We start from the raw sequence: 13,356 nt of genomic DNA on the forward strand, positions 1-13,356 counted from the left end.
AATGAGTGCTATAGCGACTCTCTTCATAAGCATGTCCTAGCTTAGGGCGTGCTTTTTACGTGCATTTATGGTAAAATAGAGTACCGAATTTCGAAGATTGGTGGTGAAATGCATGCGTTGTCCAAAATGTCAACATAATAAATCTAGTGTTATCGATAGCCGTCAGGCAGAGGATGGGAATACCATCCGTCGTCGTCGGGAGTGTGATACGTGTCACACTCGTTTTACAACATTTGAGCGTGTGGAGGAAGTTCCACTTTTAGTTGTCAAAAAAGACGGTACGCGTGAACAATTCTCTCGTGATAAGATTTTCAATGGTATCTTGATGAGTGCACAAAAACGCCCAGTTTCTAGTGAGGATATTGAAAATGCTATCACTCGGATTGAGCAAAACATTCGCCGCAACCATGATGGAGAGGTTGATAGCGAGGTTATTGGGAATTTAGTCATGAAAGAACTCGCTGACCTTGATGAAATTACCTATGTCCGTTTTGCCAGTGTTTACCGTTCTTTCAAAGATGTTGATGAAATTGAAGAGTTACTTCAAGAAATCACCAAGACAGTACGTGCGAAAAAAGAGTCTAAAAAATGAGACCTATTGAAGAATTTGTCTATGTTGGCAATCAGGTTATCGTTCCCGATCAGGCAAGTTTAATGCGTTGCTACTACCCCATTATTGGGAGTGAGGGTTACGCTCTTTACCAGTATTTTGTGGCTTTCTATGACAATGGAAATCACCGTCATAAGTTTGCGGCTATTTTGAATCACCTCAATTTTGGCATGCAGCCCCTCAAGGAGGCTCTGGCCGTCCTGACAGCGGTGGATCTTTTAGCCTTCTATCAATCACCCCAAGGAATTTATGTTGTTGAGCTTAAGTCTCCTTTATCCATTGAGCAATTCCTCAAGCATGCGGTTTACAGCTCGCTTTTGGAACAAAAAATTAGCGAACCATCAGTAGATGCTTTAAAACCGGCAAGTCTACACGGTTTGCAAGATTTATCCAAACGTTTTTCAGATGTCTTTACAGATGAGCGTTTGGCTCAAAAGACCGTGTCAGACATCAAGCCTAAGAATTCATTTGATTTAACTAGCTTCAGAAATCGGATGCAGGCCGATGGTCTTGTCTTTACAGATGAAAAGACAGATGTGCCTGAAATCTATAAATTGTCTGAAATTCATCATATGAATTGGTATGATACCTATCTCTTGGCTAAAAAAACAGCTGTAAACCATCAGATTATTGTCAAGCGTATGCAGGTGCAATTAGAGCAGGCACAAGCTCAAAAATTAGGTGGTGACTCTGCTTTGACGGAGACTGAAGAAAAGATTCTTAAGGCGGTCAGGTCTGAAAAACCTATAGATTATCTACAAGGTGCCAAGGGTCCTGGTGGTGCTGTGACTAATTCTGAGAAGAAGATTCTCACAGACTTGGCACAAAGAGGCTTTATGGATGAGGTCATCAATCTCATGGTTGCCTATAGTTTGGGTAGGACACATTCAACCAATGTGAATAGAGAGTATATTTCTAAACTTGCTAATGATTTTGCCTTTAAGAAGATTATCAGTGCTGAACAAGGGCTTTTAGCTTTGCGTAGTGGTTACGATAAGAAATCAAAGCAAACTAAGGCTGATGCTAAGAAAAAAACAAATGTGCCGAGCTGGAGTGATCCTAATTATGACAATCAGACCAGCCAGGCCGATCAAGCCAAATTGGACGAAATTAGACGTCGTGCTTTGGCTAAACTAGAAAAAGGAAAGGAGTAGCCCATGGAAAGAGTTGGACAAACCCTCAACCGAGCGGGTCATTACGGGTCTGCTAATGCAACAGATTTAACCAAGCAAATCTTGGCAGATCCAAGAGTGGCACGTTTTATTCAAGAGCATGGCTTAAGTCAGGATGAAATCAAGCGTAGTCTCCCTAAGTTTAATCAATTCTTGGTGGAATGCCGTAAGGTCAAAGAAGGTGATGTCTCCTACATTGCCAAGGGGTATGAGCCAATTCTAACCATGAATGAGGGCTACGCTGATGTGACTTATAAGGAGACACGTCAGCTCAAAGAGCAGCAGGAGCAACAGGCTATTGCCAATCGGATTAACTTGGTAAGTCTCCCTCAATCTTATCGTAAGATTACTTTTGCGGATATTGCTTTAGACGATGTGGCTCGTGTTGATACCTATGAGAGTCTTGTAGAGTTTGTGGCTGATTATCCAAGTCCAGATCAAAAGGGTCTCTACCTCTATGGTGACATGGGAGTTGGAAAGTCCTTTATGTTGGCTGCCATGGCTCATGAACTTTCAGAGACCAAGAAGGTTGCTACGACCATTATCCACTACCCATCCTTTACCATTGATGTTAAAAATGGTATTAAAGATGGTTCTGTTAAGGAACAAATTGATGCTGTAAAAGAAGCAGAAGTCTTGGTTTTAGATGATATTGGTGCAGAGCAGTTCTCTTCTTGGATTAGAGACGATGTTTTGCAGGTCATCCTCCAGTACCGCATGATTGAGGAGCTACCGACCTTCTTCACATCTAACTATAGCTTTGTGGACCTAGAAGCTAAGCTATCTAATGGACGTCAGGGAGACGAAACATGGCAGGCTAAACGTGTCATGGAGCGAATCCGTTTTCTAGCCAAAGAGGTTCACTTGAGAGGCGTTAATCGTCGTTAAGTTGACCCCAATAAATGATAAAAAAATGATTGATTTTGCTTTACTTGTGGAAGGTAAGGTTGCTAAACGAAGAAAGGAATCCCTGTTTTAACTAGGGACTTAAACATATGACATTACCTACAGTTGCTATTGTGGGTCGCCCCAATGTTGGGAAGTCGACCCTATTTAACCGAATTGCGGGTGAACGTATCTCTATCGTCGAAGACGTCGAGGGGGTAACACGTGACCGTATTTATACTTCTGCTGAATGGCTTAACCGTCAGTTTAGCTTGATTGATACGGGTGGTATTGATGATGTTGATGCCCCATTCATGGAGCAAATCAAGCATCAAGCTGACATTGCCATGACTGAAGCAGACGTTATTGTCTTTGTTGTTTCAGGTAAAGAAGGCGTTACAGATGCGGATGAGTACGTTGCTCGTATTCTCTATAAGACTCATAAGCCAGTTATCCTAGCCGTCAATAAAGTGGATAACCCTGAAATGCGTGCAGATATCTATGATTTCTATTCTTTGGGGCTTGGCGATCCCTATCCTGTTTCATCTGTTCATGGTATCGGAACGGGGGACGTTCTCGACGCTATCGTTGAAAATCTCCCAACAGAGATTGAAGAAGAAAATCCAGACATCATTCGTTTCAGTTTGATTGGGCGTCCAAATGTCGGAAAATCAAGTTTGATTAACGCCATTTTGGGCGAGGACCGTGTGATTGCCAGCCCAATTGCTGGTACGACTCGCGATGCCATTGATACAAACTTTGTGGACAGTGAAGGTCAAGAGTATACCATGATTGACACCGCTGGTATGCGTAAATCTGGTAAGGTTTATGAAAATACAGAGAAATACTCTGTCATGCGTTCTATGCGTGCCATTGACCGTTCTGATATTGTTCTTATGGTTATCAATGCAGAAGAAGGTATCCGTGAGTATGACAAGCGCATTGCTGGTTTCGCCCATGAAGCTGGTAAAGGGATTATCATCGTAGTTAACAAATGGGATACGATTAAGAAGGACAACCATACTGTTGCCAATTGGGAAGCGGATATCCGTGAGCAGTTCCAATTTTTGAGCTATGCACCAATTATCTTTGTATCGGCTGAAACTAAACAACGTCTTAACAAGTTGCCAGAGATGATTAAACGCATCAGTGAGAGTCAAAACCGTCGTATTTCATCGGCTGTCTTGAATGATGTTATTATGGATGCCATTGCCATCAACCCAACACCAACAGATAAAGGAAAACGTCTTAAGATTTTCTACGGCACACAAGTTTCGGTTAAACCACCAACATTTGTTATCTTTGTCAATGAAGAAGAGCTTATGCACTTCTCATACATGCGTTTCTTGGAAAATCAAATTCGTCAGGCTTTCGGTTTTGAAGGAACACCAATCCACTTGATTGCTCGTAAACGTAAATAAAAAAAGAGACCAACCAGAATAGAATCTTTAAGGGTTGGTCTTTTGTCATTGTAAGGAGAAATGATGTTAGAAAATATTAAAGCTTATTTATCTAAACAAGGGGTTAAGTATATCAAACCTGAAAAAGCGGGTCCGCATCAAGAAGAGATGGAAATGCTCAAGGCACTTGGTCAAGCAGCTCGTAAGGAAATGCAGACTTTGTCAAAAGTTTTAGAGGAGCGTTTGGCACCCTTTAAGGTGGATCGTGTCAGTAATTGGGCCAATCAGGCACAAATATGTCGCCCACACTTTTGGTGCTATTATAGGGCCCCTGAGGACAGTTTAGACGATGTTGCCATGGCGATTCGCCTTTATGGTCAGCCTGAAAAATGGGGGATTTCAGTTGAGGTTAGCTTTGTCGAACGGAAAAAATCAGACACCACTCTAGCTAAGCAACATAAGGTCCTAGACTTACCGATTGCCCCCTCTCTATACTATTTTGCCCAGGAAGATGGTGTCAGTCATCGTGTAGAAGGAACTGAAGAGAATCGTCAGATGCTTAAAGCAGCAGTTAGAGATGGTCGTGTTCGTAAGGTGTTGGTTAAATATGATGTACCTGTGACGAGTAGCTTGACTGAGGCTGACTTGATAGATCAACTAATGGAAGGCTTTCAACTATTAAGGCCCTATTATGATAGTTGTCATGACACAAATGAGTTATTGTAGTAATAGTGTAAACGAGGAGAATACATACACAGGGCTTACTGCTTTGAATGAGAATTTTAAATTAGCCTCCAAAGGTATCCCTTTCGTAATATCAGCCCCACAAGATTGACTTGGGTTTTCCCGAGTCGGAAAGTGGACAAAAAGCTCAGTTGGCTACTGCATTAATGCTTTAAAGTAAAATAAAAACGAGGTTGGAACAATTGTCCCAGCCTCGTTTATTCATTTATTTATTTTGGTGCAATAACTTCAGCACCACCCATGTAAGGACGAAGAACTTCAGGGATAGTTACTGAACCATCTTCGTTTTGATAGTTTTCAAGGATAGCAGCTACTGTACGTCCAACAGCAAGTCCTGAACCGTTAAGAGTGTGAAGAAGTTTTACTTTACCATCAGCTTCGTCACGATAGCGGATTTGTGCACGGCGGGCTTGGAAATCTTCTGTGTTTGAACATGAAGAAATTTCGCGGTAAGTGTTTTGCGCTGGAATCCAAACTTCCAAATCGTAAGTTTTCGCAGCTGAGAATCCCATATCGCCAGTACACAAAGTGATGACACGGTATGGCAAGTTAAGTTTTTGAAGAATATTTTCAGCGTTAACTACCATTTTTTCCAATTCATCGTATGAGCTTTCTGGTTTTGAGAATTTGACCATTTCAACCTTGTGGAATTGGTGAAGACGGATTAATCCACGTGTATCACGACCGGCTGAACCAGCTTCTGAACGGAATGAAGGGCTCATGGCTGTGAAGTAGATTGGTAATTCTTTTCCGTCAAGAATTTCACCACGGTAGTAGTTGGTCAAAGGAACTTCGGCTGTTGGGATAAGGACGTAGTCAGTACCATCAAGTTCGAAAGTGTCCTCTTTGAATTTTGGATATTGACCAGTACCAAACATTGAGTCGTGGTTAACCATGTAAGGTGTAATCATTTCAGTATAGCCTTCTTTAGCGTGTTCATCCAGCATGAAGTTGTAGATTGCACGTTCCAATTTTGCTCCCAAGCCTTTGTAGAAGAGGAAGCGAGAACCAGTGACCTTAGCACCACGTTCCCAATCAAGAATGCCAAGGTCTTCACCAAGATCCCAGTGAGGTTTAATCTCAAAATCAAAGTCACGAGGTGTTCCCCAACGGCGAACTTCTACATTTTCATCTTCGTCAGCACCAACTGGTACAGTCTCGTGTGGTGTGTTTGGAAGTGTCACAACGATACTGTTAAGTTTTTCATCGATAGCAGCAAGTTCAGCATCAATTTCTTTGATTTCGGCAGAAACTTTTTGCATGGCTGCAATTTGCTCTGAGGCGTCTTCTTTATTACGTTTTGCTTGAGCGATACCGTCTGAGGCAACGTTACGTTGAGCTTTGAGTTCTTCAGATTTGATAAGAAGTTCACGACGTTTGACATCAAGTTCTTTTAGTTCATTTAAAGTTTCAGCAGCGACACCACGTGTAGCCAATTTTTCAGCAAGGGCATCGAAGTCGTTACGAATACGTTTTACATCTAACATAGGTTCCTCCAAAAAATAAAACACCCCAGTGAAACTGTTGGAGTGACATGAGCCACGGTTCCATCCAACTTCACAGGAGTGCACTTGTTTATGTCTTTAATTAAATGAAACGGTAGAATTTCGTAGGTTAACCCTACCTGCTCGCAGCAACCGCAGGCTTTCTGGAAAGGTCTAGCTATTACTTATCCGTCCCTAACATTATACAAAAATTATGATTTTTTGGCAAATAAACCTTTGAAACGAGCGCCAATAGTCTGAAGAAGAGTTGGTAATTTGACGACCTTGTCATTTCCTAGATGTTCCCTTGCAATCTTTAGAATCTTTCCAGAGTCCTTTGAAGCAAAGAGAAATTTGCTCTTGTCGGTTAGGATTTCAAAATGACGGCTGATCCTCTTTCCTGACACATTAGCACCAATTTGAGTGATGCTGGTCCAAGGAATTTGAATATATTGTTCAACATTAATATCAGGATAGAATTCAATAGCCACATCGCCAATTAGAAACTTCCCCACCTTACCTCCGATGGCCATGTAGGAGACGCCTGTTGTATGCAATTCAACTGTTTTGTTTAATGATTGTGCCATATTTTTCTCGCTTTTTGATAGTAGTATCCTTATTATAGCATAAGAAAAGAGTTTAGCTCGGCTAAACTCTTACTCTTTTTGTTACATAATTTTGAAGAAGCTTGCAATAATACCAACTACAAAGAGTCCGATAATGATTGTGATTGGTGAAACTTTCTTCTTAAGCAACCACATACATGCAAACGTAAGGAGAAGTCCCATCAAACCTGGAATCAAAGAATCCAATTGTTTTTGTAGGGTATCGACTTGAATCTTATCAAAGCTGAGTTTATCGTTGACTTGACCAAGGATAGTTTTAAGTTGGTCACCAGAAACATTTCCTTTTGGCCATACAATGTAAGCACCTTTAGAAAGTACCTTACCAGGAAGATTTACGATGAAGTTGATTGAAACCCAACGTTCAACCAAGACGGCAAGGATGAACATACCGAGGATTGAAGCCCCTTTAGTAATATCTTTCAAGATACCACCAGACATGTCTTTAGTAATTTCTGAACCTGCTTTGTAGCCAAGTTCTTGAGTATACCACAAGAAGGCCATACGAATAATATTCCAACCGATGAAGAAAATAAGTGGACCAGCAATGTTACCAGATGCAGCAAGAGAAGCACCAAGTGCCCCAAGGATAGGACGGATTGTGAACCAGAAGACTGGGTCACCGATACCAGCAAGAGGTCCCATCATACCAATCTTAACCCCTTGAACAGCAGCATCTTCGATAGGAGTACCATTAGCTTTTTCTTCTTCAAGAGCTAGGGTAACACCCATGATAGGAGCGGCAACATAAGGGTGAGTATTAAAGAATTCCAAGTGGCGTTTTAAGGCAGCAGCTTGATCTTCTTTCTTTGAGTAGAGTTTTTTAATAGCAGGAATGAGTGAGTAAGCCCAACCCAAGTTTTGCATACGTTCGTAGTTCCATGAACCTTGCAAGAATTGTGAGCGCCACCAAACTTTTTGACGATCTGATTTGGATAATTGAATTTTTTCAGCCATGAGAGCACTCCTTCCTAGTAGTCTTCTAAAATATCGCCGATAGGGTCGCCAGAACCAGAAGCAGTTCCACCACCACCGTTACCGCCACCTTGTTTAGAAAGGTTGAGGTAAACGAAGGCGATAGCGACACCGATTGCACCAAGAGCAATAAGAGTCAATTGACTAATAGCTGCAAGTGCAAAACCAATGGCGAAGAATGGCCAAACTTCACGAGTTGCCATCATGTTGATAACCATGGCATAACCAACGGCTACAACCATTCCACCACCGACAACCATACCATGGTTGAGCCAGTCAGGCATCAAGCCAAGGGCATGTTGAACAGATTGAGCTGGGATAGCAAGAAGAAGTGCAGCAGGAACAGCAATACGCAAACCTTGAAGAACAAGAGCTAGGTAGTGAGCACGTTCAACACCTGCGATATTTCCGTTTTCTGCAGCCTTATCAGCAGTGTGAACAAGGGCAACAGAAGCTGTACGAACAAGCATCGTTAAGAAGAGACCAGCAACTGCAAGTGGGATAGCTGTTGCAGTTGCAACCCCGATACCTTCAGTTGTGAAGTTACCACCTTTAACCAAAATAATGGCAGCAGCAACAGATGCAAGGGCAGCGTCAGGAGCGACGGCAGCACCGATATTGGCCCAGGCAAGGGCAATCATTTGAAGGGAACCACCAAGCATGATACCTGCAGTGAGGTTACCTGTAGCAGCACCAATAAGAGTACAAGCAACAAGTGGTTGGTGGAATTGGAATTGGTCAAGGATACCTTCAAGACCAGCAAGGAAGGCAACAACTACGACCAAAATAGCAGAAATAATTGACATATCTGACATGGTTATAATTCCTTTTCTATTGAGTTGTGATTAGCTGAGCAAGTCAACTAATGTATCCGAATGAAGATTATTGAACGTTTGCTTTTTTGATAAGGTCAAACAAGTCTTTCTTAGAATCGTTTGGAACCTTACGAACGTCAAATGCTACGCCAAGGTCACGCAATTTTTCAAAACATGCAACATCGTCTTTGTCCATTGACAAAACGTTGTTAACCATTGTTTTACCAGTTGAGTGAGCCATAGAACCAATGTTAAGTTCTTTGATTGGCACGCCACCTTCGACAGCACGAAGGGCATCTTGAACAGTTTCGAACAAGATAAGAGCGTGTGTGTTACCAAAGCGAGGATCTTTAGAAGCATCAATCAATTTTTGAATTGGAACCACGTTAGCTTTAACGCCATTTGGTGCTGCTTGTTTAATCAATTCCTTACGCAATTCGTCTTTAGCAACATCGTCTGATGCTACAATGATACGGTCTGCTTTAGATGCAGGGGTCCAGTTAGTTGCAACCTGACCATGCAAAAGACGTGTATCCAAACGTGCCAAGTTAATCTTGAGCTTACCATCTCCAATAACTGTCCCTTCTGGGATAGCTCCTTGAGGTGCTGCAGCTTCTTGAGGTGCAGCTGTTGTTTCTTCCACAGGATTAAGTTCCTCTGGAAGTGCTTTAATACCACCCTTAGCTTCCTTGATGATATTACCAGCAACTTGCTCTGCAGTAGCGTTAGCATCTATCATACGTTCTGTGTATGCTTGGATAAGCATTGGCAAGTTAAGACCTGTGATGATGGCAATCTTACGATCTGGATTTTCCCCAGCAATACGGCTGGCTTGGTTAAATGGTGATCCACTCCAAAGGTCAGCCAAAACAAGAATTTCATCATCAGCATCGAATTGTGCGATGGCATCGTTGAAGTGGCCGTAAAGGTCGTCAGGACCTTCACTTGGCATAAAGGTAACGACTTGAACCTTCTCTTGGTCCCCAAAAATCATAGATCCTGATTGGTGGATTCCCTCAGCGAACTTACCATGGCTGGCGATAATAATACCGATACCCATTCGTGTTCTCCTCCTTTAAAATATTTTTTCCTAGGCTTAAAAAGACTATCTCCGATTTCATTAAGACGGCAAAAAAAGCGCCTCTCAATCTTTTTGAACATAAGAAATCAAGAACAATTATATTCTAAAACGCTTCCACTAAAATGTCAATAGCTAGTGAAACAAAAATGTAAAACAGACCAATCACTATCAGAAATTAGCGTGAAATGATAAAAAAGATTATCCAATGATTAGACTGGATAATCTTTTTATCATATTTAAAGACTAGTTCTTCTTAACAATGAGTCGGAAGAGATTTTTAAAGCCTTGTTTGAGAACAGCTAGAAAGCTAGGAGCTTTTCTTAAGCTTTCACGTGGAATTCTTTTTTGAATTTCTTTTAAGGTTGTTCTGCTTTTTCGACTGGCAAAACGGAAACGTCCATTTTGCTTAGTGCGGATTTCAAAGCGTGGGATGAATTTACCGCCAAAGTAAACGTCAGCAATCACATAAGTAATTTCATCCCAAGGAATCTGAACATAGTCTTGCAACTTCGTATCATTGTAAAACTCGAAAGCCTTATCACCGACCATAATATTTCCGTAAATTGGCCCTTCACGGAACCAAGTTCCCTTAGTTGTGTGAGCCATTTCCGTATTGAGCGATTTAACCATGGTTTGCTCCGATTAAAGTAGACCAATGATGTGGAGCAAGATAGCAAGGACAAAGATACCCAAGATGATGATGATTGGAGAAACTTTTCTCTTAAGAAGATACATACAAAGGAAAGTCAAACCAAGGGCAGCCAAACCAGGAATCAATTGGTTTAAGTTATCTTGCAAGGTTGTTACCTTGTTAGCTTCAAGTGATTTACCGGCAGCTTGTTGAAGAAAGGCTTCTTTGACACCGGCAATCCCTTTTGGTAGTTTATCCCAATGAATGAATGCTTCATCTTGTTGTTTAACAGTAGAAACAACTGGTGTGAAGGTGATGCTTACCCAACGTTGGATAAGAGAACCGATAACGAACATCCCCATCATTGAAGCTCCACGAGTGACTTGTTGAAGGAGGTTACCTGACAAGTCGTCCGTAATCGCAGTACCAGCACGATAACCGAATTCTTGAGTATACCACTTAACGGCAGCTACCATAACGTTCCAAAGAACGAAGAAAACGATTGGGCCCATGATATTACCTGAAACAGCCAAGCCTGCTCCGAGTGAGAGGAAGATTGGACGAAGGGTAAACCAGAAGAGAGGGTCACCGGCACCTGCAAGAGGTCCCATCATACCGACCTTAACCCCTGAGATAGCAGCGTCGTCAATGTCAGCGCCGTTGGCACGTTCTTCTTCTAAGGCGAGTGTAACCCCAAAGATTGGGTTAGCCATGAATGGTTGTGTATTGAAGAATTCTAAGTGACGTTTAAGGGCAGCTGCACGTTCTTCTTTTGATTGATAAAGTTTTTTGATTGCAGGAATAAGAGTATAAGCCACACCACCATTTTGCATACGTTCATAGTTGAATGAAGCTAAAAGAAAGTATGAGCGCAAGAAAGCTTTAAAACGATCAGCTTTTGTTAATTTAATTTTTGAATCAGCCATTTTCTTTCCTCCTAATTAAAAGTCTTCCAGAATTTCACCGAGGGGATCACCTGATCCTCCATCATTTGAAGAACCATTTGAACCACTAGCTTCAAGCGCAAGGTACATCACGGCAAGACAGAGACCGATAACACCCAAGCTAATCAAGGTTAATTCTTTGAGGGCAGCCAAAGCAAAACCAAGGAAGAAGAATGGCCAAACTTCACGACTAGACATCATGTTGATAACCATGGCATAACCAACGGCTACAACCATACCACCACCGATTGTCATACCTGATGTTAACCATTCAGGCATAGCTTCAAGACCAGTTTGGACGATGTGTGCAGGAATCAATAGCAAGAGAAGAGCTGGAATGGCAACACGGAGACCTTGGAGGGCCATACCAATAAAGTGCCATCTTTCAATTCCAGCAATATCAGCTGCTTCAGCACGACTATCCATAGCGTGAGCGATGAAGACTGTGGCAGTACGGACAAACATTGTCAAGGCAAGACCGGCAACAGCCAATGGAACTGCAAGGGCGATGGCAGGACCAATCCCTTTAGCTCCTTGACCACCCAAGATAAGGATAATGGTAGAAGCTACTGCGGCAAGTGAAGCGTCTGGTGCCATGGCAGCACCAACGTTAGCCCATCCCATAGTGATCAACTGCAAGCTACCACCCAACATAACGCCGAGTTCGAGGTGGCCAGTAACCAAACCAATAAGGGAACAAGCCACAACTGGTTGGTAAGTTTCGATTTGGTCGTTAACTGAGCTACAACCAATGATGAAAGCAACAATTACGACTAAAATAATTTGTACTAAACTCATTTATGCATCCTCCAAAATTATTTCTTCTCTGCTAATTTAGTTTCAGCTGACTTAATCAAGGCATCAACGTTTGCTGGACTATCACTTGGCACCCCACGAACATCAAATTTGACACTCAATGATTGCAACTCTTTGATAGCATCCACATCTGTTTGGTCAAATGAAAGAGCCTTAGTAACGTTGACTTTTCCTTCTTTATAAGCTGAAGAACCAAGGTTGATTTCTGTAACGTCAACACCAGCTTTAACAGCAGCAAGAGCATCTTCAACAGATTCAAAGAGAAGCATAGCGCGTGTATCGCCAAAACGTGGGTCATTGTTTGCTTTGACCATGTTTTTAATTGGGATAACGTGAACTTGAACACCAGATGGAGCAGCTTGTTTAATCATGTTTGTACGGAGTTTATCATGACAAACAGTATCAGAAACTACGATAATACGGTCAGGGTGGGTTGAGTGTGTCCAACCAGTTGCCACTTGACCGTGGAGGAGACGTGTATCAACACGGGCCAAAACGTATTTGATTTTTCCATCACCCAGAACAGTTCCTTCGGGAATGCTACCCTTAGGAATTGAAGGTTTGGTGTCGGCTGATTTAGTGTCTTCTTCAGGAATAAGGCCTTCTGGAAGGACTTTAACACCTTCTTTAGTTTCCTTATAAATGTTTGCGACAACCTCTTCAACCCCTGCATCAGCAGCTACCATACGTTCTGTATATGCTTGGATAAGCATTGGCAAGTTGAGTCCCGTCACGATAACCATCTTGCGATCAGGATTTTCTTCCTTGATACGGCTTGCCTGGTTAAATGGTGATCCAGACCAAAGGTCTGCAAGGACTAGAATTTCGTCGTCAGCGTCAAATTGAGCGATGGCATCTTTGAAGTGAGCGTACAAGTCGTCAGGACCTTCATTTGGCATGAAAGTAACCACTTGAACTTTCTCTTGTTCACCAAAAATCATAGAACCTGATTGGTGAATACCTTCAGCGAATTTACCATGGCTAGCAATAATAATACCGATACCCATTAGTGTTCTTCCTCCTTTAATATAATGTTTCTTAGGAATAGAAAAATGATTATTGGTATTATCATCCCTTAGTATGAAAATGACAACAATATTTTTTAGACCCTCGAAATTAGAACAGATTAATTGTAAAACGTTTTCATTTATATGTCAATGACTTCTGTGCAAAAAG

General features: G+C 41.9%; 14 protein-coding genes. 5 read left to right on the forward strand and 9 right to left on the reverse strand.

Annotated features, from left to right (window positions below; all coding sequences use genetic code 11):
- Window positions 1-112 precede the first annotated feature (112 nt).
- From nrdR to HMPREF0848_RS08185, 5 genes are all read left to right on the forward strand, one after another.
- Window positions 113-592, forward strand: coding sequence for a transcriptional regulator NrdR (nrdR, locus tag HMPREF0848_RS08165; RefSeq protein WP_002889188.1), 480 nt, complete (start codon window positions 113-115; stop codon window positions 590-592).
- Window positions 589-1,764 (forward strand): DnaD domain protein, encoded by a 1,176-nt coding sequence (locus tag HMPREF0848_RS08170; RefSeq protein WP_008535898.1) that lies wholly within the window; start codon window positions 589-591, stop codon window positions 1,762-1,764. The genes nrdR and HMPREF0848_RS08170 overlap by 4 nt, the downstream gene beginning before the upstream one ends.
- A gap of 3 nt (window positions 1,765-1,767) precedes the next feature.
- Window positions 1,768-2,670 (forward strand): primosomal protein DnaI, encoded by a 903-nt coding sequence (gene dnaI / locus HMPREF0848_RS08175; protein WP_008535900.1) that lies wholly within the window; start codon window positions 1,768-1,770, stop codon window positions 2,668-2,670.
- A gap of 107 nt (window positions 2,671-2,777) precedes the next feature.
- On the forward strand, window positions 2,778-4,088 hold the full coding sequence (gene der / locus HMPREF0848_RS08180) for a ribosome biogenesis GTPase Der (protein ID WP_008535902.1): 1,311 nt from the start codon (window positions 2,778-2,780) through the stop codon (window positions 4,086-4,088).
- A gap of 63 nt (window positions 4,089-4,151) precedes the next feature.
- A complete protein-coding gene (locus tag HMPREF0848_RS08185; RefSeq protein WP_008535904.1) occupies window positions 4,152-4,793 on the forward strand; it encodes a hypothetical protein in 642 nt (213 codons plus the stop codon).
- Window positions 4,794-5,020: 227 nt separating this feature from the next.
- On the opposite strand, the gene serS is transcribed toward HMPREF0848_RS08185, so the two are convergent.
- The 9 genes from serS to HMPREF0848_RS08230 form a co-directional block, all read right to left on the reverse strand.
- Entirely contained in the window at window positions 5,021-6,298 is a 1,278-nt protein-coding gene (serS, locus tag HMPREF0848_RS08190; RefSeq protein ID WP_002889181.1) for a serine--tRNA ligase, read from the reverse strand.
- A 209-nt stretch (window positions 6,299-6,507) separates the two neighbouring features.
- Complete coding sequence (locus tag HMPREF0848_RS08195; protein WP_002889180.1) at window positions 6,508-6,882, reverse strand: DUF956 family protein; 375 nt, start codon at window positions 6,880-6,882, stop codon at window positions 6,508-6,510.
- Window positions 6,883-6,963: 81 nt separating this feature from the next.
- Window positions 6,964-7,875, reverse strand: coding sequence for a PTS system mannose/fructose/sorbose family transporter subunit IID (locus tag HMPREF0848_RS08200; RefSeq protein WP_002889179.1), 912 nt, complete (start codon window positions 7,873-7,875; stop codon window positions 6,964-6,966).
- A gap of 14 nt (window positions 7,876-7,889) precedes the next feature.
- A complete protein-coding gene (locus HMPREF0848_RS08205; RefSeq protein ID WP_008535905.1) occupies window positions 7,890-8,708 on the reverse strand; it encodes a PTS mannose/fructose/sorbose transporter subunit IIC in 819 nt (272 codons plus the stop codon).
- Window positions 8,709-8,775: 67 nt separating this feature from the next.
- Entirely contained in the window at window positions 8,776-9,768 is a 993-nt protein-coding gene (locus tag HMPREF0848_RS08210; protein ID WP_002889177.1) for a PTS sugar transporter subunit IIB, read from the reverse strand.
- Window positions 9,769-10,032: 264 nt separating this feature from the next.
- Complete coding sequence (locus HMPREF0848_RS08215; RefSeq protein WP_008535906.1) at window positions 10,033-10,419, reverse strand: DUF956 family protein; 387 nt, start codon at window positions 10,417-10,419, stop codon at window positions 10,033-10,035.
- 12 nt (window positions 10,420-10,431) lie between these two features.
- On the reverse strand, window positions 10,432-11,346 hold the full coding sequence (locus HMPREF0848_RS08220) for a PTS system mannose/fructose/sorbose family transporter subunit IID (RefSeq protein WP_002889176.1): 915 nt from the start codon (window positions 11,344-11,346) through the stop codon (window positions 10,432-10,434).
- A 15-nt stretch (window positions 11,347-11,361) separates the two neighbouring features.
- Window positions 11,362-12,162 (reverse strand): PTS mannose/fructose/sorbose transporter subunit IIC, encoded by an 801-nt coding sequence (locus HMPREF0848_RS08225; RefSeq protein WP_002889174.1) that lies wholly within the window; start codon window positions 12,160-12,162, stop codon window positions 11,362-11,364.
- 17 nt (window positions 12,163-12,179) lie between these two features.
- Window positions 12,180-13,187, reverse strand: coding sequence for a PTS sugar transporter subunit IIB (locus tag HMPREF0848_RS08230; RefSeq protein WP_008535911.1), 1,008 nt, complete (start codon window positions 13,185-13,187; stop codon window positions 12,180-12,182).
- Window positions 13,188-13,356 lie beyond the last annotated feature (169 nt).

The sequence above is a fragment of the Streptococcus sp. C150 genome (assembly GCF_000187445.1).
Classification (GTDB): Bacteria; Bacillota; Bacilli; order Lactobacillales; family Streptococcaceae; genus Streptococcus; species Streptococcus raffinosi.